The organism is Amphritea atlantica (assembly GCA_024397875.1).
Classification (GTDB): domain Bacteria; phylum Pseudomonadota; class Gammaproteobacteria; order Pseudomonadales; family Balneatricaceae; genus Amphritea; species Amphritea atlantica_B.
On record CP073344.1, the window covers coordinates 2,381,888 to 2,406,894 of the forward strand.

The window sequence follows — 25,007 nt, forward strand, 5'->3', positions numbered from 1 at the left end:
AGCCAAGGTCACTAATACAGTTAATTAATGTTTTTTAACAATGGCAAAAACATCAAAACCAGCTTAGGAATATTTTAAATCAAAGAACTTATTAAAAGGACTTATTAAAAAGGCTTGTTACAAGAGCCAGCTACCAAGTGATCACTTTTGCTGCTCTGACGCAGACTGACAGCTGAGACAATAACGGCTTTCGGGGCGTGCCAGCAGATGCGGCAGCGCGATCACAGCATCGCAGTTTTCACAGTAGCCATACTCATCCTCGCTGAATCGCTGTTCGGCATGTAGCACCTCCTGCATCCGCTGACGACACTGCTCCAGATTTGCCAGCGCCATATTCTGCTGTTGCATAGCATCCCCCCGTGAAACCCGGCCGACCGCCTGCTGATCCAGCTGAACCGGACGGGCACTTTGCTCCAGACTGGCGATCTCTTCACTCAACTCCTGCTTAAGCTTCTCCAGCGCTTCGTAACACTGCCGCAGCTGATCACGATTCATCGGTACGTGAGCCATCGGCTTTTTCGGATAGATGCAGCAGGTGACTGATCAACGCCCGTAGCTTGCCTGGTTTAACCGGTTTATTCAGCACCGGCAACTGCCACTCACGAAACAGCTTTCGTCCCTCCGGGGAACGGTCTGCGGTAATAATGGCGGCAGGGATATCATAGCCGGCATACTGACGCACCTGATCAACCGCTTCGACACCCGTGATACCGTTATTCAGATGAAAATCCGCCAGAATCAGTTGCGGTTTTACCCCTTTACTGAGATAGCTTTCTATCGCCTCATCCGCATCGGTGGCAACACAAACCTCGCAATCCCACTGTTTCAGGAGTGCTTGCATACTCACCAGAATATCTGGTTCGTTATCGATCACCAGAATCGGGTGGCCACTCAGATCCTGCTGCGGCAGCCGCTGCGGTTGCAACATCGGCTGCACCGGGTCAGTGCTGATGGGCACCAATACGCTGAACATAGTCCCTTTGCCCGGCTCCGAGCTGACGCTGATCGGATGTTCCAGCATTCCGGCAATCCGTTCTACAATCGCCAGTCCCAGCCCGACCCCCTTGCGACCGGTCTGGTACTGATGATCGATCTGCTGAAACTCCCTGAAGATATCCTCAAGTTTATCCTCCGGAATACCGGGACCGGTATCCCACACCTGTAGTTCAAGGAAGTCTCCCCGACGACGCGTCCCCAACACAACCCTCCCCGCCGGAGTATAACGAAAGGCGTTACTGAGAAAGTTACGCAGCACACGCATCAGCAAGCGCATATCAGTGCGAATATTAAGACTACTGCTGAGAACACGCAGCGACACAGATCGCTGCTCTGCTACCGGCTGAAATTCCACCTGTAACATACGGAACAGATAGTCCAGAGGGATACTGGTCAGATCAGGCTGTACCGCTTTCTGGTCCAGGCGAGAGATATCCAGAAGGTCGCTCAGTAGCTCTTCGGCCCCCTCCAGCGCCATATGAATCCGTTCCACCAGATGGTTATTTTCCTCCGCCAGTTCCCGCTCCTGCAGTGTAGAAACCAGTAACCGGGCGGCATTCAGTGGCTGCAACAGATCGTGACTGGCAGCAGCCAGGTATTTATCTTTGCTCTTATTCGCCTGTTCTGCGGTATCCCGTGCAACTTTAAGCGCCTGCTCAATGAGACTGCGTTCGTTGATCTCGCAGACCAGCTTCTGATTAAGCGAGACCAGTTCACCGGTACGCCCCTCAATCCGTTGCTCCAGTTCTTCATTGAGTTTCTTCAGTTTATTCTGAGCTTTCTTACGTTCGGTGATATCGGCCACAAACGCCTCTATCAGGCTGTCCTGATCATCAGTCTTTAACAGCACGTTTAACGACACATCAACAGCACTGCCATCCTGACGTAATAACCGGGTTTCGTAGCCAAACAGCTTGCCGTACAGCTTTAGTTTTTGCAGCAGCAGCGGATATTCATCAGGATCAAACAGAAGACCGTTGGCAAAGGAATCAACCCGGTTACACAGTTGCTGCGGGTCGGTATAACCACAAATTTTCGCCAGTGCCGGATTCGCTGCAATCAGACCGCTATCGAGGCGGGCCTGAAAAATGCCATGCTGGGCGTGTTCAAAAATCGACTTATATCGATTACGCTCTTCCTCCAGCTCCTCAAGTTTTGCAACCAACTCGGGGTAGTGGCTTTTACGGGCGGACTGCCCTCCCAGCCCCATCAGACGTTCTATGGTGAGCTTATCACTGGAAGAGTGCTCAGCCTCAGAGCGCTTCTTCATACACCACCTCGACATCCCGCTTACTGGATTTGCGCGGATTAGTCAGAATGCAGGGGTCCTGAATCGCTTTGGAAGACAGGTGCGGGATATCACTGAGATTCACGCCCCGAGAGGCAAGTCCGTCAACCAGCCCCACGTCAAGCTTCAGCTGTATCACCCGCTCCTGTAACTGTTTGTGTACCATCTGGTTCGTCATTCCCCGGGTATCAATTCTCATGGTTTCAGCGACAACACGGAATTTATCTTCTGCCGATTTAAAATTAAAACCAATGACGTGTTCCAGTAGCATCGCATTACACATCCCATGGGGCAGATCAAGAAAGCCTCCCAGGCTATGTGACATCGCATGAACAGCCCCCAGGATGGCATTCGAAAACGCCAGACCCGCCTTCATGCTGCCCAGCATCACCTGCTCCCGCAGCTTCAGATCGGTGGGATCTTGCACCAGCGCCACCAGATTGTCATTCACCAGCTTAATGGCATCCAGTGCATGCATATCGGTGAGCGGTCCAGAGCCGGTAGACACAAACGCTTCAATCGCATGCACCAGCGCATCCACCCCCGTACAGGCGGTCAGAAACGGGTCCATAGTGACGGTTGTTTCCGGATCGATCAGGGATACATCGGGGACGACAGCTTTGCTGACTATGGAGATTTTCATCCTCTCCTGCTGATCATTTATAATGGCAAACTGCGAAACATCCGCTGAAGTGCCGGCCGTGGTGGGAATAAAGATCAGCGGTGGGATCGCCACTTCAATGGTATCGACCCCCTGAAACTCAAGAATATGACGTTTGTGAGTCGCAACGATGCCAATCCCTTTTGCGCAGTCCATCGGACTACCGCCACCCACAGCCACGATCAGATTACAGCCCTGAGCGGTGTAGATAGCAGCCCCCTGCATCACTTCTTCAGCACGAGGGTTTGGTGAGACCGCGGTAAAAATCTCATATTCAAAGCCAGCCATCTGCAAGTCCTGAGCAACCTCAGCAACCCAGCCGGCGGCCTGAACGCCGGGATCAGACACTAACAGAATTTTACGGGCACCAAAGGAGCGGGCAAAATTGGCTACCGTTTTTCGGGCACCGGCCCCAAAGACGATTTCAGGGGCCACAAATTTTCGCAGATTAGCGATATCTTCACTCATTTCAGATCCAGTCCAGGCGTTCCGTTATTCGTATAATTGTTGTTTTGCCGCATCATCTCCTGATGCGTAACCTACCGATTATATCAGTGTAACAGACATAAAAAAGGCGACCAGAGGTCGCCTTTAGTTACACAGTTTCAGATTAACTGATCAGATTAAGCAGCAGCTTATTGAGACGGCTCACATAGGCTGCCGGATCATCCAGCTGACCACCTGCGGCCAGTTGCGCCTGTTCAAACACCACCAGTGCCAGCTCACCGAAACGATCTTCATCGGTTTCATTATCCAGCTTACTGATCAGCGGATGCTCTGGATTGATCTCGAAGACCGGCTTGCTTTCAGGCACAGCCTGACCCGCCGCTTCCATAATCTTGCGCATCTGCATACCCATATCGTAGGCACCCAGGACTACACAGGCAGGAGAGTCGGTAAGACGATGAGTGATACGTACTTCGCTAACCTGAGCATCAAGACTGCTTTTGAGGCGCTCAACCAGACCTTCCAATTCTTTGGCGGTCTCTTCCTGAGCCTTCTTCTCCTCTTCATTCTCGGTTTCACCCAGGTCCAGCTCACCCTTGCTGACATCCTGGAATGACTTACCGTCGAAGTCGAACAACTGACTCATCAGCCACTCATCAACCCGGTCTGACATCAGCAGAACTTCGATACCCTTCTTACGGAAGATCTCGAGGTGCGGGCTGTTCTTCGCGGTATTGTAATTCTCCGCCACGGCATAATAGATTTTGTCCTGACCTTCCTGCATCCGGGAAACATAATCTTCCAGCGCTACACTCTGCTCAGAAGAATCGTTATGGGTCGAGGCGAACCGCAACAGTTTGAGAATTGTGTCTTTGTTGGCGTGATCCTCAGCCGGTCCCTCTTTCAGCACTTCACCAAATTCAGTCCAGAATTTAGCGTATTGCTCAGGATCGTTCTTAGCCAGTTTACCCAGCATATCCAGTGCACGCTTGGTCAGCTGTGTTCTCAGCTTATCAACCACCGGATCTTTCTGCAGAATCTCTCGGGAAACATTCAGTGACAGATCATTCGTATCCACCACGCCTTTGATAAAGCGCAGGTACATCGGCAGGAACTGATCGGCCTCATCCATAATAAAGACCCGCTGCACGTAGAGTTTCAGTCCACGCGGGGTATCACGATTCCACAAATCATAAGGCGCGTGCGCGGGAACATAGAGCAGACTGGTGTAATCCAGCTTACCCTCAACCCGGTTGTGACTCCATTTCATTGGGTCCTGGAAGTCATGGGAAACGTGCTTGTAGAACTCTTTATACTCGTCTTCGCTGATCTCGCTTTTAGAGCAGGTCCAGAGCGCAGTTGCTGAGTTTACCGTTTCATCTTCAGGGGCCGCTGGCTGTTCACCCTCTTCAACGGGTTCCGCTTCTTTCTCCATGATAACCGGCAGAGAAATATGGTCAGAGTATTTACGTACCAGGCTGCGCAGACGTAAGCTGTTGGCAAACTCGAGCTCCTCATCTTTCAGGTGCAGAATAATGGTGGTACCGCGTTGCGCTTTTTCGACGCCCCCTACGGTAAACTCGCCCTCTCCCTGAGACACCCAATGCACACCTTCAGAGGCGGGCTGACCTGCACGACGGGTAATAACTTCTACCTCTTTAGCCACGATGAATGCAGAGTAGAAGCCGACACCAAACTGGCCGATCAACTGGGAGTCTTTTTTCTGGTCGCCACTCAGTTGAGAAAGGAACTGAGAGGTGCCGGACTTAGCAATTGTACCCAGATGTTCAATCACATCCTGACGGGTCATACCGAGCCCGTTGTCATCAATAGTGATGGTTTTAGCCGCCTCATCGAATGAGATGCGAATACGCAGATCGCCATCACCTTCATAAAGGTCATCGTTGGACAGCGCTTCAAATCGTAGTTTATCCGCTGCATCGGAAGCGTTGGAGATCAGCTCCCGAAGAAAAATCTCTTTATTTGAATACAGAGAGTGAATCATCAGGTGAAGCAGTTGCTTCACTTCGGTTTGAAAGCCAAGAGTTTCCTGCTGAGTTTCTGTGCTCATCTATCAATTCCCAATCTTACGGTTACAAAGATTTACTGTTAAAACGAAAATCGTTGACACTAAAGATGGGGACAGCCCCTCCCTTTTCAAGGGGCTTTAATGGAAATGCCCGACAATTTATTCCATCCGGCTGATCACCAGCTGACGCAGAGTGCTGGAATTAAATTCCCGCCGATAGAGGATAACAACCACTCCGGTCGTCATCAGCATAAACAGCCAGGGGTTAATAAACCATGCCAGAACAGAGAGACTGAAATAGTAGGTGCGCAACCCCAGATTAAAATTGTTTGCCGCCATTGAACTCATAATCGCCAGCCGCGTCGCATGAGATTTCAGTTCAGGCTCTGCCGCATCATCTGGCTGAGGCGCGCCGCCGATCATGACAGAGGTGAATCCATACTGGCGCAGACTCCAGGTAAATTTCAGAAACGCATAAACAAACAAACCAATCAGCACCAGCAGTTTAAGTTCCCACTCTGCTTTGGTTGCATGACTGGCAAAGGGGATGTCTCCGATAATATCGATCGCTTTGTCTGTTGACCCCAGCACTGTCATCAGGCCCGCTAAAATAAGCATGGTGGATGAGGCAAAAAATGATACGCTACGCTCCAGATTGGCAATCGCAGCCGTATCGGCTATTCGAACCTCCCGATGCAACATCCGGGTCATCCATTCGAGACGATAGTTGTGCATGACACTGGCCAGACAATGGGTATCTCTGGCGCGTTTGCGGGTATAGGCGTTATATCCCTTAAAACAGAGCAGAAACCAGCACAGAGACAACAGGTTAAGCCAGTTTATGTGTAGAAAGCCGATCAGCTGTTCCATGCGTATTCCCGGAATAAAAAACGTACTGTCATTGTAAATAAAACAACAGGATAGACAACCTTGCCCAGCCAATATTCTAAGCTTCTTCTGGGTGCAGCATTTGCACTGGCCACAACCCTGGTGATGAGTCTGGCGGCGGCCGCAACCAAGTACACTGCAGGATTTGTGTCTATCGAACAGATTGTGCTGGCGCAATACGTCATCTGCACAGTGATTATGCTGCCCTGGCTGGGACGCAAAGGTCTCACGGCACTCAAGACCGAAAAGCCCTGGTTACATCTGGCCCGTGGCCTGTCCGGATGGCTCTGCTTCTATACTTACTATCTGGCACTGAATGAGATTCCACTGGGTGAGGCCGCATTGTTACGTAATGCGGCACCCTTAATGGTGCCACTACTGGTTTTAATCTGGCTCAAATACCGGATGCCGCTGTTGAATTGGGTGCCGGTCATGGTCGGTTTTATCGGAATAGCACTGGTACTCAAACCCGAAGGAAGCCACTTTAACCCATGGCACATTGCCGCTGTTGCTTCCGCTATTTCGCTATCGGTCTCGATCGTGACCACCCGGGTACTGACGCTGACAGAACCCACTAACCGTATCCTTTTTTACTATTTTGCGCTCTCCGCACTGTTCTCCCTGCCACTGGCAGTAAGCGACTGGCAACCGATACCGCTGATCAGCGTGCCCCTGATGATCGCTATCAGCCTGTCAATCTGGTGCACTATGTGGCTCTACACCAAAGCTTACAGTTATGCTAAGGCAACCGTGATTGCTCCGATCAGTTATTTTGGTGTCCTGTTTGCAGGACTGCTCGGCTGGCTTTTCTGGCAGCAGGTTCCTGATATGATCTCAATTATGGGTGCAGCACTGGTGATCAGTGGTGGTATCGGTTCGGTATGGCTAGGAAGGGAGAAAAACTGATGTATCTTGATCTGGGAGATCTGTTCTGGCTGACACTGATTGTGCTGCTTCTACTGCACTGGTGGCAGTCACTGAAAGTTAAAGAGATCGCTCTCAAAGCGGCCAGCAACCATTGCCGCGAACTGGACCTCCAGCTGCTGGACCAGAGTGTCTATCTGCGGGGGCTCTGGCTGAAGCGGGATGATAACGGCAAAATCAGAATCTGGCGCTCCTACCTGTTTGAGTTTACCGCGACCGGCGAAGACCGTGCCCGCGGCCGGGTTATCCTGCTGGGCCCCCGGGTTACCGGGATTACACTGGATGCTCATCGTATTTAGAAATCCTCAAAGCCTTTCCGAATATCCCCTTCAAATCATTGACTTAACCCAGTAGACTGAATCAACATGGGATAGAGAGAATAACACAGACAATCGATAGGCTCTGCGTCATGCCAGTATTAGACGACCTGTTAGAAAAGATTGACCAGAAAGAGTTTGTCCGACTATCTACCGATATCCGTACCGCATTCGATCAACACCAACTCTGGTTTAACGCTCTCAATCTTGCACTGATAACACGAGAGTCCACACTTTCCGAAGAGGATTATTGCTGCTGTTCCCATACCCTCTGCCCCCTGGGCCAGTGGATCCGCAACACCTTAGACAACCCCGCTTTTCAACACCCTTTCTTTGTTGAACTCGATGAGAAACATAAAAACTTTCATCGCATCGCAAACCAGCTGATCAATAACCTGAACAGCCAGCAACCGGTCGATATTAACCTGTATAAACAGCTTATTCAGACGCAACAAATGCTTTCGGCTCAACTGCTTACCCTATTCGAGTTCAGTGTCGTCACGAACAGTCAGTTTGATTCAATTACCGGGCTGATGAACCGACGCAGTGTTAATGCCGTGCTTGCGTACGAGAAATACCGGATGTCGCGCAATAAAACCAGTCACTGCTGTATCGCGCTGGTTGATATTGATCACTTTAAAAAGGTTAATGACATCTATGGTCATGATATCGGAGACCATGCGCTGGCTCAGGTCGCCTCGGTTCTGCACTCCTGTACACGCCAAAGCGATACCGTAGCCCGTTTTGGCGGGGAAGAGTTTCTGTTCGTATTACCCGACATAAGTCTGGAGGGAGCAATCGCCAGCATAGACCGGGTGCGACGTAAACTGGCTGCAACGCCGCTGGAGCTGTGCCAGGAAAAGATTACCATTACCGCATCATTCGGTATCACCCAGCTATGCAATGATTGCGATGTTGAGCATTCTATCAAACGGGCCGACGAAGCCCTCTATCTTGCCAAACACATGGGGCGCAACCGCAGCGCATATATTGATATAGACCGTTTTTCAGCAGCAGACCGACGCATCGCGCTGGGAGAGATCAACACTGAATTTCAAACCATGCTGACCCGTTACGGTACATTAGTCACTTCAGAGTTGCAGTAATAACAACTTAAGTGGAAACCGGCCATCGGGAGAGGGGAAATCACTCTCCGGCTCAAGCCGGGTCACCTGTTGCACCGGACGCCCGGCCTTATCAGCACAACGAAGCACAATAGCCAGCCATTCATCATAATCGACACTGGCCACATTATTCGCACACACCAGCTGACCGCCAGGCTTGGTTGCCAGCAGTGCCGGTTTCAGGACACTGGGATAATCGCGGATCAGATCCACCGTGCCGAATGCACTTTTGGCCCAGCGCGGAGGATCGAGAAATACCAGATCAAAGGTCTCCGCCTGAATCTTCGGAAACGGTTTCGGTTTACGCCCCCGTCCCACTCTCTGCTTCACTGGAATGCCTGCCAGCTGCTTGGCTGCGGTAAAAAAATCACTCTGAAAAAACGCTATCTGCTGATCATTCAGGTTATTGAGTCGGGCATTCTCCCGACCGATATCCAGTGAGCGGGTAGAGAAATCTACATTTAATACCCGGCTGGCACCGGCAACAGCCGCCACTACGCCGACACCACAGGTGTATGAGAACAGGTTCAAGACCGACTTACCGGCCGCATTATTCTGTATCCAGCGCCGCCCCACCCGCATATCGAGAAACAGCAATGGATCCTGTCCCTCATGCTTGCCCTTGACCCGATAACGGACTCCCAGCTCATGCGCAACACCTTCCCATTCATCGACACGGTAATCATCACTACGGCGGGAGTTTGCCGAGCTGCGGTCGTTATATACAGCCTCCAGGGGGCAGCCGAGAAACGCTTCAACCGCGCTATGTATCAACTCACAATCACCACCACTGATCGGCTCATGAAAGGTCTGAATCAATAACTGAGGGCCATAGCGGTCTACCGTCAGGCCGGGAACGCCCTCATTGATACCATGAAACAAACGATAGCAGTCACTGTTTTCAGCGTGCAGAGTTTCCAGTAACGCGCTGCGACTAACCAGCGCCGCTTGAATCAGATCGAGCATCAGTATTCCTTGAGAAGAGTGTAAATCAATTCCAGCCGCGCCACGGGATTATTCAGTTCCAGTAAACGCTGCTTGTCTGCGCCTGAAAAGGGCAACAGAGCTGCCAGTTGGTAACTGAAAGCATCGGCCGTTTCATCATTAACCCGGGCAGGGCTGAATGATAACAGAGGATGCTGTACAAGATGAGCAGTAATCTCGGCCAGCCTTGCCGATTGCTCCGCTGTACTGGGCAAATCACCGGAGCGAAGATACTCCACGTCCCCCACTAACAAGCCATCACTCTCCTTCTGAATCTCAGATACCCTGACCTTCTGTTCTCCCTTAAGCTCAATACCGATCATCTGGTTTGGCAACGGTTGCCAATCGAGAATAGTGCCGGTTGTCCCGGTGCTGTAAAAATCGATATCGGGGGCCGCTGGATTGCGGGCCTGAAGGATAACCAACGGCTCCTGGCTCGCCAGGCACTCTTTCACCATACGCCGGTAACGCAGCTCAAATATTTGCAGCGGTAACAGGATTCCGGGGAACAGCACCACGGGCAGCGGGAATAACGGCAGAGTTTTCATGCTCTCAGTATAGAGAGTTATACCTCCATCGACGATGCGTCTGGCGATAAAAAAAGCGCCTTCTGTTATAAACAGTAAGTGCGCTTTAGCCCCGGGCTCAGGAGATTCAGAAATTGAACACCCGGGTATCTGTATCAATCAAAGCGGCCGCCATTACGGGCGGTTTAGCTGCACCAATGCCATCCAATAGAGCCTCCATACCGACACCTTTATTCGGCAGGTAAAGCGCGCAAACCTCTACTTTTGCTCCGCCAGAAATCAGCTTCTGCATCAATTGCTCTGGGGTAACATTCTTAGGTTTCAACGGCTCAGACTGATGCCCTTTAAGCGCCATGTCACCCGCACTGTCACACAGCAGAACACTAACACTGGCACCTTGAGCCTGCATCATATTACCCAGCACCATCGCCATCCCACGGGTTTGCTGCTCTGTACTGGTCAGCGTGATCAGCACTTTATCAACCTTTTCCGATGCGCCGGCCATTATCGGAGAAAACAGTACTGCAGCCAGCAAAGTGGATATAATAATTTTTTTCATTACTAAGAAGTCCTTAATAGCGATAGATTAATTAGACGGATGCCAGGCAACTGCAGGATCGACCTTATAGCTCCAGGGAAGACCGGAATTGCGCCAGCCATTCACAGCACGAACGCCTTTTGACCGCCCCTCTTGCAGTGTGCTTCCCTCAAAACCATCTACTACTGTCCATACATTTCGATACCCCTGAGCCGCGAGTACATTGACGGCTGGAGCACTGCGGGATGAGCCCGAACGGCACATCATGATAATGGGGGTATCTTTAGTTACCCCTGCCCGGCTAAGTCTGTCACTTAGCTGAGTTTCAAATTGAGGATTTTTTACCATCGCCCAGCTACCTTTCTTATCACTCCAGCCGCGCGGGTTTGCGATCATCCAGGGCACATGAATAGCGGTTGGGCTGGCAAAGCCGGTAAACTTGATTTCAACCGGATCACGCACATCCACCAGTATTGCAGAGCTGTCTTTTTGTAACATCTCCCAGGCTTCGGATGCCGTAGCATAGAGATCAAGATTGGTTTGTGCAGATACTTTTTCAGGTTTCTCAGCGGCACCCGCTGTGACTGCACATATGCAGCTCAGCAGACCTGCGGCCAGTATCGTTGTTTTCATCACGCTCTCCATTAGCTGATTGCCATTACAGCAACACAATATATTAGAAATATCTAATAAAGAAAACTCTTATTCAATGTAAAGAACAAAAAATGTATGGTTCCCCTCATGATTGCAACACAGATTTGTGATCATGAGGTGGTTTTGCGCTAATGTATTCGGAGTCTTTAATTAGGAATGTTTCATTCCTGCTCCACGATGAGCATCCGCGCCAGATAGCCCTTAAAAAACCGACAGCTTATAACAGCTGTTTTTTGTGACAGGTTTACTACCCGGACGGTCAACCCTTTTCATCATCACGCTCTGTTATTGCAAACCTGATTAAACCTGCTGTGACTGGTAAGGCTCATTCTTGCTTAAAACAGCATACGCTATTCGTGACAGCTTGTTTGCCAGAGCAATACAGACCGTATTAAATGATTTACTTGCTCTCAGCTTTCTTAGCCAGTCATACATCGGCCCCCGATAGTTATCCAATCGTGATAGGATCGCTCTGGCTCCGTGCACTAATAAGCATCTAAGGCGTTTATTTCCACGCTTACTAATACCTAATAACTTCGACCTCCCTCCTGTCGAATATTGCCGCGGCACCAACCCTAACCAAGCAGCCATTTCTCGACCGCTTTTAAACTGATGAGCATTGCCCACTTCTGCTGCTAATTGGCTTGCAGTCATATCACCAATACCAGGAACGGTTTTTAGTAGCTGGCAACGACTGCTTTGCTTAACCTGCCTAACGATTTTTATATCTTGTTCGGCTATTTGCTCATTTAAGTAGCGGTAGTGATCATGCATCACTTGAAGCTCACCTATGATGGCTGGGCATAGTGTAACTTTTTGTGTGCTTAGCCATGAAAACAGCTTTTTCATCGCTGAGTGACCACGTGGAAGGGATAAACCGAATTCCAATAACAGCGCGCCAATACGTGACATACAAGCTGTGCGCTCCGCTACGAAGCCTTCACGTACTCGATGTACGACTACCTGACTTTGTGCGTCAACTGACTTCACTGCGACAAACCGCATATCCGGACGACCTGCCGCCTCAGTAATCGCTTGCGCATCAATGAAGTCGTTTTTATTACCTTTAACAAAAGGTTTAACATATTGAGGCGGGATTAATCGGACGTCGTGACCATAACTCATGCAGAGACGGCCTAACCAGTGCGCGCCACCGCATGCTTCAAACGCAATAATGCATGGCGGTAGTTGTGCTATAAAAGTAATGAGCTGATGACGAGAGAGTTTCTTTTTGCAGACTTGCTTATCGTGAGAATCACGACCAATTAAATGAAAAGAAGACTTGCCTAAATCGATTCCAAGGACTTTGATAGACATGAGATGGTTCTCCTTGTTGGTTTCGTCGCCTTTCCAGCATAGCTGGTTAAAAGCGAGGGGAACCATCTCATTAAACCACTCGTGAGAGTGGTTTATTAGCCTGCTTTATTTGCTACTGGTCAGGCCTGATAGTCCTGATCAAGTTGCAGTGTGGAAAGTGTGCGTTGACGCACCGTACGCAGTAACTGACCATCTTCTATTAATGATTGCCCGTATGAGGGTACCATCTCTTTCATCTTCGCCTGCCATTCAGGGGTTGCCAGACGCTCAGGGAAACAACGCTCAATCACGTTGATCATCGTTGGGGTCGCGGTAGAAGCACCCGGAGACGCCCCCAGCAGTGCCGCCAGTCGTTTGTCCGCAGCCGATATAACCTCGGTACCAAACTCTAGTTTGCCCTCACCCTTGTCATTCTTTTTGATGATCTGAACACGCTGCCCGGCATAAGAAAGCTCCCAGTCTTCATCCTTTGCTTCCGGGTAAAACCGGCGCAGCGAATCCACCCGATCGGAGTGCGACTGCATCACTTCGCTAATCAGGTATCGGGTCAGATCCATATTTTTAGCACCCACCTGCATAATAGGCTTGAGATTGTTCAACCGCATACTCAGGGGCATATCCAGCGCAGACCCCTTTTTCAGGAACTTAGTGGTAAAGCCTGCGAAGGGACCAAACAGAAGCGCACGTTCGCCATCAATAATACGACTGTCCAGATGGGGTACAGACATAGGCGGTGCACCGATCGGGGCCTGTCCGTATACCTTGGCCATATGCTGCTCAACAATCTCTGGCTTTTTACACACCAGCCATTGACCACTGACAGGAAAGCCGCCGTATCCGTCACCTTCCGGTATGCCGGACATCTGCAGGAGTGGCAAGGCACCACCACCGGCACCAAAAAACAAAAATTTAGTCCGGATATGCTCTTTTTGGCCAGTATGGCCGTTCTTAAGCTCGACCCGCCAGTCACCATCGCTGTATTGAGACATGCCTTCAACGGAGTGGCTCAGCAACAGTTCAAAACCATCCTGCTGCTGAAGGCTCTTGACCATATTACGCGCCAGAGCACCAAAGTTAACATCTGAGCCATAACGCACACGGGTCGCGGCAACCGGTTCAGCCGTGTCACGATTTTTCATGATCAGAGGCATCCACTGACGCAGCACCTCCGGATCCTCGGAATACTCCATCTCAGCAAACTGGGGAGTCGCACTCAGTGCTTCAAACCGCTGACGCAGGAATGCCACATTCTCTTCACCCATAACAAAGCTCTGATGCGGCACAGTATTGATAAAGTTATGCGGTTCAGGAAGCTCACCCTGCTCAACCAGATAGGACCAGAACTGTAAACTTTTCTCAAACGCGGCGTTAATAGCAAAAGCTTTGTCGGTATTGATGCTGCCATCATCGTTCTGAGAGGTATAATTCAGTTCACAATAAGCTGCATGGCCAGTACCCGCATTATTCATTGCATCGGTACTTTCTTCAGCTACATGGTCCAGCCGTTCGACCATAGTGATTGTCAGAGAGTGATCCAGCTGCTTAAGCAGAACCCCCAGAGTCGTGCTCATCGCACCTGCACCAACCAGCAGTACATCAACAGATTTTGAGGTCATACTAATCTTCGCCATTCAATTATAAATAATGGAGGCTAAGGTAATTTCAGGGGCGGGCTTGTGGCCTGACAGTTTTATATCAATACAATAAACAAGGGTATAACTCATTGATAAGTCTGAAACTATCTTAGCTAGCCTTGATAGATAAGTTGCCCGCTTCAATATCTCCAGAACAACTCATATCTCAGGCAGAAACTGTGTCGATGATTATACGCATTCCTGCGAAAAAATCTTGTGCGTTGCGGTAAATTGTCATAATCCCTTAGGCTTATTGTCATCCTAAAGTGGTATAAGTTTGGCTGATTTTCTACTCTTGGGGCTACAACAGGAAGATCTCCTAATTAAGCAGATGATTAAATGTATTTACACTGCCCCCCCCTATCCTGAAAAACGATTGAACTATTCAGATTGCAACAACTTGTTTTTTAACTGCATTACGCAGATAAATCTGCGGCTGAAACAAAAAAGGAGCCTCCGGCTCCTTGATGAAATAACAAACGCCTGGTCGATTACACCACTTTAAAGCGACCAACCAGCTTCTGCAGCTTATCGGCTTCCTGTGCCAGATCCTTAACCGCCTGATTATTCTCCCTGGCAATCTGGGAGGACATTTCCGAATGGCCCGCAATCTCTGTAACGGTCTGATTCAGATTTTCACACACCTGACTCTGCTCTTCTGCTGCCGTGGCAATCACGACAGACATCTCCTGAATAAGATCCATGTGCCCCGACACTTTCGACAACTCAGTCATGCCTTTCTCTGACTGAGTCACGGCCAGATCCGACTGCTTAAAGCTATGCTGCATCGTTTTGACTGCATCACCAGACGCCTGCTTGAGTTTTTCTATACTGTCATGCACCTGTAAAGTACTCGCCTGTGTACGGGTTGCCAGGGTACGCACTTCATCTGCTACCACCGCAAACCCACGCCCCTGCTCACCCGCCCGGGCAGCTTCGATTGCGGCGTTAAGTGCTAACAGATTGGTTTGTTCCGCGATCTCCTGGATTACGCCGACGACAGATATAATATCCTGCACGTTACTTTCCAGCGTAGAGATTGCCTCATTCGAGCCCGCCACATCTTCCGCCAGTGTTTTTACAGCACCGGTCAGTTCAACCACACTGCCTTCAGCCTGATTCAAATTATCCCGGGACTCATTGGTAGAGCTGGCCGTTTCCGCCGTATTGTGCGCAATATCCTGGGCCGTTGCAGACATCTGCGACATAGCTGAGGCAGAATGCTCGATCTGCACCTGTTGCTGATTCAGCAGATCCGATACCTGCAACATCTGTGTGCTGATCGCAGAAGAGCGCTGAGTTACTCCGGCAGAAAGCACAACCACTTCGCCGATCATCTTCTGCAGGGTGTCGATAAAACGGTTAAAATTATGGGCAAGGTCAGCCAGCTCATGATCACCATCCACTTTAAGACGGGAAGTCAGATCCCCCTCTCCCGAAGACAGCGATTTCATCGACTCATTAATACTTTGTAGCGGCCTCATCACCGAACCTTTGACGATGGAACTGAAGATGATTGCCAGCACAACCAGAGCCAAGCTCGCCAGAGCGAAGTAGATCAACAAAGTATCAAGACTGTTTAAGGAGGCAGAATCGATATCAGCCAGAATCGCATCAACGTCATCGAGATAGAAACCCGCGCCAATCATCAGGTTCCAGCGATCCAGATAGATTGCATAAGAGAGTTTTTCTTCCGCGACCTCCTGGCCCGGCTTAGGGAAATAGTAGCTGACAAAACCACCTCCCTGCTTACCCGCTTTGACTAACTCCCGGATAAGATAGTTACCATTAGAGTCCTGTAAATTCGAGAAATTTTTACCCAGATCCTTGTCTGAATTTCCCATAAACACCCGATCACCCTTATCGGTATAGCCAAAGAAATATCCATTTTCACCAAATTTAAGTGCTCGCAGGATTGGCAGAGCCTCCTGCAGAGAACCGCCATCGTCATAGATATGCTTAATGGTGCTAAACGCCATATCATTTAATGATTTCAGTTCTGCACGCTTCGTTTCTAAAAGCTTGCTTTTGGTAATCTCAAGTTGCTCACGCCGCAATTCATTATTCTCAAAAACGGTAAGAATTAGCAGGATGATAGCCAACAGAATGATGGGGGCAGCCCCCATGATTGTAAGACGCTTACTGATCGACAGAGCCATTTAGCGAAATCTCTTTATAGGTTGGATAGGCTTATTACATATTGAATCTCAGCTCTTTACAAAAATGGAGTCACCATTCCGAGGTAAATCTGCAGGTTTATAATTCAGTCGGCCCATCAAACACAACACCATGAGCGCGCAAAACAAAAAAAGCGGCAATAAGCCGCTTTTTTAAAAAGATTCACACACTCAGATATCGATCACATCAAACTCAACCAGAGGACTGACATCCGCGTCGTAATCAACACCCTCGATACCAAAACCAAACAGCTTCAGAAATTCGTCTTTATAGAACTGATAATCGGTCATCTCAAACAGGTTTTCAGTGGTGATGGCTGGCCACATTTCACGACATTTCTGCTGAATATCATCCCGCAGTTCCCAGTCATCCATGCGCATCCGGTTTTCATCATCCATCTTACCGCTATCGCCGGCGATCGCAGTATTGAACAGACGGAATACCTGCTCCATACAACCTTCATGAACGCCTTCCTGACGCATGATTTTGAAAACCATCGAGAGGTACAGAGGCATCACAGGGATTGCAGAACTGGCTTGTGTCACAACAGATTTCAGTACCGCCACATTGGCACTGCCGCCCTTTTCAGCAAGCTTACTGTTCAGCTCTGCTGCGGCACGATCAACATCTTTCTTCGCCTGGCCCAGCGCGCCATCCCAGTAGATAGGCCAGGTGATATCAGTTCCGATATAGCTATAGGCAACCGTCTTACAGCCTTCAGCAAGCACACCGGCTTCATCCAGAGCATTGACCCACAGTTCCCAGTCCTGACCGCCCATGACAGTGACGGTATCCGCCACTTCCTGCTCGGTTGCCGGTTCAACTTCCGCTTCGATAATCACATCTTTGTTCGTATCAATCGCAGTTGAACGGTAGGTTTCACCGATAGGTTTCAGGCATGAGCGAATCACTTCACCGGTGTCAGGCAGTTTGCGTACCGGAGATGCCAATGAGTACACCACCAGATCGATCTGTCCAAGATCTTCTTTAATCAGATCAATGGTTTTCTGCTTGGCTTCATTGGAGAACGCATCACCATTGAGGCTCTTGGCATAGAGACCGGCCTCATGAGCTTTCTGATCAAAGAAGGCTGCGTTATACCAACCTGCAGTACCGGTTTTTCTTTCGGTCGCAGGCTTTTCAAAAAACACACCGATGGTGGCTGCACCACAACCAAATGCTGCGGAGATACGTGACGACATGCCATAACCGCTGGAAGAACCGATCACCAACACCCGCTTAGGCCCGTTCTCAATCGGCCCCTGCGCCTTGGTGTAATCGATCTGTTCCTGAATATTGCGTTCACAACCTGTTGGATGTGTTGTGGTACAGATAAAGCCACGAATCTTCGGTTTGATAATCATATGGATCCACTTTACTTGTCATTCTCTCTGTCCGGTTGTGTTACTCAACCCCTGCAGAGATTTTTGATATCGTTCTTGAAATCGACGTCTGAAACAGCCGGTAAAGATACCCGATTTTCACTTTCTAATACAGTTAAAGCGTTATAAACAGTCATAAAAAAAGCCCGCTTTTACTGAAAAAAGCGGGCCTTAACTCCATAAAAGCCGGGTTTGTCACCCTTAAGTGACGCACCTGGCCCGGAACAGAAAGAGCAATCCGGTTAAAGCTTAGCGTCCAGTTCAGGTACCGCGTCAAACAGATCGGCCACCAGACCATAGTCCGCGACAGAGAAGATAGGCGCCTCTTCATCTTTATTAATGGCAACAATCACTTTGGAATCTTTCATCCCTGCCAGGTGCTGAATCGCCCCGGAGATACCGACAGCTATGTACAGATCCGGCGCAACAATTTTACCGGTCTGGCCTACCTGCATGTCATTCGGCACGAAGCCTGCGTCCACTGCCGCACGGGAAGCCCCCACGGCGGCACCCAGCTTATCCGCCAGGGACTCCAGCAGGGCAAAGTTTTCACCATTGCCCATGCCGCGGCCACCGGACACAATAACCCCCGCAGCGGTCAGCTCCGGGCGATCACTCTTGGCCATCTCCTCACCGATAAAGCTTGAGATACCGGCATCATGGACCGCAGCAACCGCCTCAATGGCCGCTGAACCGCCTTCAGCTGCAGCCGCATCAAATCCGGTACCGCGAATGGTGATCACCTTGATCGCATCCAGAGATTTAACGGTCGCAATGGCATTACCGGCATAAATAGGACGGGCAAAAGTATCTTCACTGTCAACACGAAGAACATCAGAAAGCTGAGCCACATCCAGCAATGCTGCCACCCGGGGCATCAGGTTTTTACCCGCAGTGGTGGCCGGTGCAATAACGTGACCGTAATCACGCCCCAGCTCTGCTACCAGCAGGCTGACATTTTCTGCCAGCTGATGCTCATAGGCCGCATTATCGGCCAGCAGTACTTTACTCACCCCCGCAACAGCAGACGCCTCATCAGCAACCGCCTGACATCCGGCACCGGCAACCAGGATATGGATATCCCCGCCAATCTGAGTGGCTGCAGTTACAGCGTTGAGAGTTGCACCTTTAAGTGACTGGTTATCGTGTTCAGCAATAATCAGAATAGCCATCAGATCACCTTCGCTTCATTCTTCAGTTTATCCACCAGCTCCTCAACGGAGGCAACCTTAATACCCGCCTTACGCTCTGCGGGTGGTTCAACCTTCAGCAGTTGAGTATGCGCTTTAACGGCTACACCCAGATCTTCAGGTGTTTTGCTATCCAGCGGTTTGCGCTTGGCTTTCATGATATTGGGCAAAGACGCATAGCGGGGTTCATTGAGACGCAGGTCCGTGGTCACGATCGCTGGCATATTCAGCTCTACCGTCTGCAGGCCACCATCCACTTCACGGGTTACCTGAACTTTATCACCGGACACTTTCACTTCAGATGCAAAGGTACCCTGAGGCATACCAGTCAGCGCAGCCAGCATCTGACCGGTCTGGTTATTATCGGTATCGATCGCCTGCTTACCCATGATCACAAGGCCTGGCTGCTCCTCTTCGATCACCTTAGCCAGCAGTTTTGCAACCGTCAGTGATTCCAGATTTTCATCCGACTGAACCAGGATACCCCGGTCAGCGCCCAACGCCAGCGCTGTGCGAATCTGCTCCTGAGCAGCCTGCGGTCCCAGTGATACCACGACAACCTCAGATGCGACACCTGCTTCCTTCAGACGTACGGCTTCCTCTACGGCGATCTCACAAAAGGGATTCATCGCCATTTTTACATTACTCAGATCAACGTCACTGTTATCCGACTTAACCCGCACTTTTACGTTGTAGTCGATAACACGTTTGACAGTTACCAGCACTTTCATCTGTCTACCGCCTTTGCATCTATTTTTGTTTATTAAATTCAATGTGTATCAATTCCCTACCCGTCGGGCCAGGAATTTTAAACATTCTACAATCCCAATGCCCATATACAACAACCCAATAAGGGCATCCGGGGTCTGCCCGGAATAATCAGATAATGATTATCCGCAGAGATACTTCCCTTACAGTGTAGGGGGCTTTCAACAATGCCAGAGATCAATTGCATCTGAAAACCACGTTACCGTTACAGCTTACACAGCCCCTGATCAGCCTGTTGATTTAAAACATAAGATTAATGTACACCAATGTCAATATAATGATCACCAATGAACATTAACCCTGACGTGCAATTAAACAAGCCGCTCCCGGCTCTCAGGATCGCAACATCCCGGCGCGATCCATCATCTCCGTAATCTCGGCGAGAATGCTCTCGTCATCAATCGTCGACGGCATCTTATATTGATCGTTCGCAGCAATTTTACGGATGATTGCCCGCAGTATTTTACCCGAACGGGTTTTCGGCAGACGCTGAACCACGATAGCCCGACGAAAGCAGGCCAGAGCCCCGACCTGATCGCGCACCATCTGTACCAGCTCAGCCTCCAGCTGTGACTCATCCACCTCTTCTCCGGCTTTCAATACAATCAGTCCGGCGGGCACCTGTCCTTTGAGAGGATCGTTAACACCGATGACGGCGCACTCAGCAACGGCCGGATGGGAAGACACCACCTCCTCCATCTCACCGGTTGAAAGGCGATGCCCCGACACATTGATCACGTCATCGGTACGCCCGGTAATGTACACGTAGCCATCTTCATCTTTAAAACCACCATCGCCGGTATGATAGTAGCCCGGAAAAGCAGTGAGATAGGAATCAGTAAAGCGTTGCGGCTGATTCCAGATATCCCAGGCAACACCAGGTGGCATCGGCAGGGTCACCACGATATTGCCGGTTTCATTCGGCCCGACCCGCTGACCTTCGCCATCGACAACCTGAATATCGTAGCCGGGAATCGGTTTATTGGTTGACCCCAGCCGGGCAGCTGAAGGATTATCCCAGCCCATCATCGGTGCGGTCATCGGCCAGCCGGTCTCGGTCTGCCACCAGTGATCGATCACCGGCACCTGCAGCAGAGCATCAAGCCAGCCGTAGGTTGAAGAGTCCAGTTTTTCACCGGCAACAAACACCCAGTTGAGACTGGAAAGATCATATTTTTTCGCCAGCGCGCCTTCCGGATCTTCCTTACGGATCGCCCGGAATGCGGTGGGGGCACAAAACATCGAGTTAACCCGATACTCATCGATGACCCGCCAGAAGGTTCCGGCATCAGGCGTTTTAATAGGTTTGCCTTCAAAAAATATCGCACTGCAACCGCCCATCAGCGGACCGTAAACAATAAAGGAGTGACCGACCACCCAACCGATATCAGACGCTCCCCACCAGACATCACCAGGGTTCATGCCATAAACATTGTGCAGGGCATAGTTGAGCGCTACTGCGTGACCACCGTTATCCCGCACGATCCCTTTCGGCGCACCGGTGGTGCCGGACGTATAGAGTATATAGAGGGGATCACTGCCTTTCACCGGGACACAATCGGCAGGCTCAGCGCCTTGCTGGCACGCATACCAGTCCAGGTCACGTTCCGGATTCATCTCTGCCTGCAACATAGGCCGCTGACAGACAATAGTATACTCAGGCTGATGGGTTGCCAGATCAATGGCTTTATCGACCAGGGGTTTATAGGCAATTTTCTTATCAAATTCGATACCGCAGGATGCGGTCAGAATCAGTTTGGGTTTCGCATCGTCGATACGGATCGCCATCTCATTGGCAGCAAAGCCACCGAACACCACCGAGTGCACCGCGCCTAACCGGGCGCAGGCGAGCATCGCCACTGCTGCTTCCGGAATCATCGGCATATAGATAACAACGGTGTCTCCTTTGCTGACACCCAGGCGCTTCATACTCCCGGCGAACAGTGCAACTTTCTGATGCAGTTCGCGGTAGGTAATCTGTTGCTTACTGTTGGTCGCCGGTGAATCGTAATAGAGTGCCACCTGATCACCCCGGGTTTCCAAATGCTGATCCAGCGCCAGATAACAACTGTTCAGTTCGCCATCCGGATACCAGCAAAAGGTGCCATTAGGCGTTTTTTTGAGGATCGTTTCAGGTTGTTTAAACCAGTTGATGCGTTTAGCCTGCTCAGCCCAATATGCTTCGGGGTTCTGCTGTGCAGCCCGGTATTCGTCGTTGTAACCCATGACCTACTCCGGTTTTGTTTTTATAGAGGGAGTCTGCCGGCAGGCATTACCGGCAGTATTGGTTGCTGATGTTAAATCATGAGAAAATCAGCTGTCCTGATAGAGCTTCAAAATACTGGAGAAATCCAGGCCACCATTGCCTTTTGACTTATGCAGCGAGAACAGTGAGCGCGCGGCTGATCCCATCGGCACCGGAGAGTTACTTTGCTGACTCAGCTCCATCGCCAGTCCCAGATCCTTAAACATCAGATCGACCTGAAAACCGCCTTGATAGTTATTTGAAGAAGGCACTCCATCCATTACCCCCGGGACCGGGTTATAGACCTGCAGCGCCCAGTTATTGCCTGAGCTCTGCTTCATGATTTCAGAGAGTACCGCCGGATCGAGGCCATTTTTCATGCCCATATTCAGGGCTTCACTGGTACCCGCCATCAGAATCGACAGCATCATATTATTGCAGGCTTTGGCTATCTGGCCTGCGCCGCTCTGACCGGCATGAAAGATGTTCTTACCCATGCATTCCAGAATCGGTTTTGCCTTAGTAAACTGCTCATCGGTTGCGCCGACCATAAACGCCAGCGTACCCGCGATAGCGCCACCGACACCACCGGATACCGGTGCATCAATAAAGCTCAGTCCCCGTTCCGCCGCTGCCGCAGACACCCGCTGAGCGGTCGCCGCATCAATGGTTGAGGAATCAATAATCAGCGCACTGTCAGAGACCACATCCAGCAGCGGTGCCTCCCCTGTCAGGTAAAGCCCCTCAACATGCACCCCGGCAGGCAGCATGGAGATAACACAATCAGCACCGGTGGCCGCATCAACCGCTGATGCAGCGGCAATGCCGCCCTCTGATACTACGTGCTCTACTGCTGCCTGAGACAGGTCAAACGCCTTTACTTCATGACCTGCTTTAAGCAGGTTGATCGCCATGGGGCCGCCCATGTTGCCCAGACCGATAAATCCGATAGTTGCCATAACACTTTGCCTCTTTTAATTCTTATTAACGTTTTTGTTAAACGGCTAAATTAGAGTGACGCCAGTGGGTTAACCTCCCACGGGGATACGAAAAACTGATCAACAAATGCCGGATCAACCTCGTCGACTGTCTTATAGGTCCATTGCGGGGCGCCATCTTTATCCACTAACAGTGCCCGTACACCTTCGGGAAACTCACGGTGCTTACAGCACTGCACTGACAGAATCATTTCACTTTCAAACACTTGCTTCAGTGACATCTGCTTAGTCACATCCATCTGCTGCTTAATGATATGAATCGCCAGCGGACTGCCATGACTGATCGCTTTCTGTGCCCGTTTGATCCACTTGTCATCGCTGTCGACTGCCAACAGCCCTTCAACCAGCTCCGGCAGAGAATCAGTATCAGTAATTTGCTGAATGAACCCGTAGTGATTCTGTACCGGAGAATCCGGATTAAACGCTTCCTGTGAAGCATCCTCCAGTTCCCGTAGCACCCGGTTGGTTGCCGCATACGCGCAACCGCCCCAGTTTTCACTCTGCAGCCCCTCAATCATCTGGCTACGCAGTTCTGCCGCGATAAAACGATCCGCCAGACCGAGGAACAGCGCATCGGCGGCATTCATCGGATTACCGGTCAGGCCCAGAAACAGTCCGGTGCGCCCCGGCATATGATTCAAAAACCAGCTGCCTCCGACATCCGGATAGAGGCCAATGGTGACCTCCGGCATTGCCATATGGGTTTTTTCAGTAACGATACGGTGGCTACAGCCGTTCATCAGCCCCATACCACCGCCCATGACGATGCCATGACCCCAACAGATAATCGGCTTAGGGTAGGTGTGGATGGTGTAATCGAGAATATATTCCCGGGTAAAGAAATCGGTTGGAAATTCCGGATCCCCCTCGCCGCTCATCGACTTGTAGAGGTTAACTACGTCTCCACCGGCACAGAATGCTTTCTCTCCAGCGCTGTCGAGAAGCACAGCCACTACCGCATCATCGGTTTTCCACTGATCCAGCTTTGGCTGAATCAGGTCGATCATATCCAGCGACAGCGCATTCAGAGTGCGCTCAACGTTCAGCCTGATCTCAACAATCTTTTTGCCATCACGGGTCGGGTATTCATTAAACAATACACAGCTCATCGGTTCTCTCCTGTCTGCCGCTTAACGGTTTTTCCATTCGGGGGCACGTTTACCAAGAAAGGCATTCACCCCCTCTTTCTGATCTTCGGTAAAGAACAGATCGACAAACAGCTCCCGTTCTAGAATATAACCGGCATCCCAGTGATGGGTACGGTTGTTCTGGATCAGTTGCTTACAGGACGCCACCGCCGTCGGGCTTTGTTGAGCCACATTCGCCGCCAGCTCGAGCGCTTTTTCCAGCGCCCGTCCCTGAGGCACAACCTCTTCCACCAGACCGATCTCCTGAGCTTTGACCGCTTTAATGCGTTCACCGCAAAGGATCATCCGCTTGGTCCACCCCTCACCCACCAGCATGGTGAGATTCTGGGTACCACCGGCACAGGGCAGCAATCCTACTTTTGCTTCCGGCAGTGCCATCTGTGACTGCTCTTCAGCAATACGAATATCACAGGCCAGTGCGACTTCCAGACCGCCGCCCATGGCGAAACCATTGATCGCAGCAATCGAAACACCCCGGAACTGGCTGAGGGTTTCAAAGGCTTCACCAAAGTAACGTGCCATATCCCGGGCGACACTGCGATCGCCGTCAGCAAACAGGTTCAGGTCAGCTCCGGCTGAAAAGAACTTCTCTCCCTGACCGGTAATGACCAGGCTATAAATATTACGATCAGCATTCAGCTCTTCCACCAGCGCTTTAAGGGCCTTCAGACTCTCTTCGGTCCAGGTGTTAGCGGGCGGATTATTCATGGTTAATAAAGCGATATTGCCACGCTTCTCAACAATCAGCTTCTCAGTCATTCCGATCTTCC

General features: G+C 50.5%; 22 protein-coding genes. 3 read left to right on the forward strand and 19 right to left on the reverse strand.

Going from position 1 to position 25,007, the window contains the following annotated elements; all coding sequences use genetic code 11:
* Positions 1-141 precede the first annotated feature (141 nt).
* The 5 genes from KDX31_11045 to KDX31_11065 all read right to left on the reverse strand — a co-directional run bounded on the left by KDX31_11045 (position 142) and on the right by KDX31_11065 (position 6,291).
* Positions 142-495, reverse strand: coding sequence for a TraR/DksA family transcriptional regulator (locus KDX31_11045; GenBank protein ID UTW01900.1), 354 nt, complete (start codon positions 493-495; stop codon positions 142-144).
* Complete coding sequence (locus KDX31_11050; GenBank protein ID UTW01901.1) at positions 485-2,266, reverse strand: PAS domain S-box protein; 1,782 nt, start codon at positions 2,264-2,266, stop codon at positions 485-487. The genes KDX31_11045 and KDX31_11050 overlap by 11 nt, the downstream gene beginning before the upstream one ends.
* Entirely contained in the window at positions 2,250-3,413 is a 1,164-nt protein-coding gene (locus KDX31_11055) for an iron-containing alcohol dehydrogenase (GenBank protein ID UTW01902.1), read from the reverse strand. Before KDX31_11055 ends, KDX31_11050 begins: the two co-directional genes overlap by 17 nt.
* A gap of 142 nt (positions 3,414-3,555) precedes the next feature.
* Positions 3,556-5,463 carry a molecular chaperone HtpG gene (gene htpG, locus KDX31_11060; GenBank protein UTW01903.1) on the reverse strand — a complete coding sequence of 636 codons (1,908 nt, stop codon included), beginning with the start codon at positions 5,461-5,463 and terminating at the stop codon, positions 3,556-3,558.
* Between the two features lie 117 nt (positions 5,464-5,580).
* Positions 5,581-6,291, reverse strand: a complete 711-nt coding sequence (locus tag KDX31_11065) for a DUF599 domain-containing protein (protein UTW01904.1) — start codon at positions 6,289-6,291, stop codon at positions 5,581-5,583.
* A 123-nt stretch (positions 6,292-6,414) separates the two neighbouring features.
* On the opposite strand from KDX31_11065, the gene KDX31_11070 reads away from it, so the two are divergent.
* The 3 genes from KDX31_11070 (at position 6,415) to KDX31_11080 (ending at position 8,656) form a co-directional block, all read left to right on the forward strand.
* Complete coding sequence (locus tag KDX31_11070; protein ID UTW05374.1) at positions 6,415-7,215, forward strand: DMT family transporter; 801 nt, start codon at positions 6,415-6,417, stop codon at positions 7,213-7,215.
* On the forward strand, positions 7,215-7,532 hold the full coding sequence (locus KDX31_11075) for a DUF3301 domain-containing protein (GenBank protein ID UTW05375.1): 318 nt from the start codon (positions 7,215-7,217) through the stop codon (positions 7,530-7,532). The genes KDX31_11070 and KDX31_11075 overlap by 1 nt, the downstream gene beginning before the upstream one ends.
* Positions 7,533-7,642: 110 nt before the next feature.
* Positions 7,643-8,656, forward strand: coding sequence for a diguanylate cyclase (locus KDX31_11080; protein UTW01905.1), 1,014 nt, complete (start codon positions 7,643-7,645; stop codon positions 8,654-8,656).
* Here KDX31_11080 and KDX31_11085 read toward each other — a convergent pair.
* The 14 genes from KDX31_11085 to KDX31_11150 form a co-directional block, all read right to left on the reverse strand.
* Positions 8,642-9,640 carry a class I SAM-dependent methyltransferase gene (locus KDX31_11085; protein ID UTW01906.1) on the reverse strand — a complete coding sequence of 333 codons (999 nt, stop codon included), beginning with the start codon at positions 9,638-9,640 and terminating at the stop codon, positions 8,642-8,644. The two genes, KDX31_11080 and KDX31_11085, sit on opposite strands and share 15 nt — an antisense overlap.
* Positions 9,640-10,206 carry an LON peptidase substrate-binding domain-containing protein gene (locus tag KDX31_11090; protein UTW01907.1) on the reverse strand — a complete coding sequence of 189 codons (567 nt, stop codon included), beginning with the start codon at positions 10,204-10,206 and terminating at the stop codon, positions 9,640-9,642. Before KDX31_11090 ends, KDX31_11085 begins: the two co-directional genes overlap by 1 nt.
* A 106-nt stretch (positions 10,207-10,312) precedes the next feature.
* Positions 10,313-10,744 (reverse strand): DsrE family protein, encoded by a 432-nt coding sequence (locus KDX31_11095; protein UTW01908.1) that lies wholly within the window; start codon positions 10,742-10,744, stop codon positions 10,313-10,315.
* Positions 10,745-10,771: 27 nt separating this feature from the next.
* Positions 10,772-11,356 (reverse strand): sulfurtransferase, encoded by a 585-nt coding sequence (locus KDX31_11100; protein UTW01909.1) that lies wholly within the window; start codon positions 11,354-11,356, stop codon positions 10,772-10,774.
* A 321-nt stretch (positions 11,357-11,677) separates the two neighbouring features.
* Positions 11,678-12,694: an IS110 family transposase gene (locus tag KDX31_11105; GenBank protein UTW01910.1), complete on the reverse strand. Its 1,017-nt coding sequence runs from the start codon at positions 12,692-12,694 to the stop codon at positions 11,678-11,680.
* Between the two features lie 119 nt (positions 12,695-12,813).
* A complete protein-coding gene (mqo, locus tag KDX31_11110; protein UTW01911.1) occupies positions 12,814-14,310 on the reverse strand; it encodes a malate dehydrogenase (quinone) in 1,497 nt (498 codons plus the stop codon).
* A 509-nt stretch (positions 14,311-14,819) separates the two neighbouring features.
* Entirely contained in the window at positions 14,820-16,487 is a 1,668-nt protein-coding gene (locus tag KDX31_11115) for a methyl-accepting chemotaxis protein (protein ID UTW01912.1), read from the reverse strand.
* Between the two features lie 189 nt (positions 16,488-16,676).
* Positions 16,677-17,870, reverse strand: coding sequence for a trans-2-enoyl-CoA reductase family protein (locus tag KDX31_11120; GenBank protein UTW01913.1), 1,194 nt, complete (start codon positions 17,868-17,870; stop codon positions 16,677-16,679).
* 260 nt (positions 17,871-18,130) lie between these two features.
* Positions 18,131-19,060, reverse strand: coding sequence for an FAD-binding protein (locus tag KDX31_11125; protein UTW01914.1), 930 nt, complete (start codon positions 19,058-19,060; stop codon positions 18,131-18,133).
* On the reverse strand, positions 19,060-19,809 hold the full coding sequence (locus KDX31_11130) for an electron transfer flavoprotein subunit beta/FixA family protein (protein ID UTW01915.1): 750 nt from the start codon (positions 19,807-19,809) through the stop codon (positions 19,060-19,062). The genes KDX31_11125 and KDX31_11130 overlap by 1 nt, the downstream gene beginning before the upstream one ends.
* Positions 19,810-20,179: 370 nt before the next feature.
* Positions 20,180-22,072, reverse strand: coding sequence for a propionyl-CoA synthetase (locus tag KDX31_11135; protein UTW01916.1), 1,893 nt, complete (start codon positions 22,070-22,072; stop codon positions 20,180-20,182).
* An 87-nt stretch (positions 22,073-22,159) separates the two neighbouring features.
* Complete coding sequence (gene mmsB / locus KDX31_11140; GenBank protein UTW01917.1) at positions 22,160-23,050, reverse strand: 3-hydroxyisobutyrate dehydrogenase; 891 nt, start codon at positions 23,048-23,050, stop codon at positions 22,160-22,162.
* A gap of 50 nt (positions 23,051-23,100) precedes the next feature.
* A complete protein-coding gene (locus KDX31_11145; protein UTW01918.1) occupies positions 23,101-24,198 on the reverse strand; it encodes an enoyl-CoA hydratase/isomerase family protein in 1,098 nt (365 codons plus the stop codon).
* A 21-nt stretch (positions 24,199-24,219) separates the two neighbouring features.
* A complete protein-coding gene (locus tag KDX31_11150) occupies positions 24,220-24,996 on the reverse strand; it encodes an enoyl-CoA hydratase (protein UTW01919.1) in 777 nt (258 codons plus the stop codon).
* Positions 24,997-25,007: the final 11 nt, after the last annotated feature.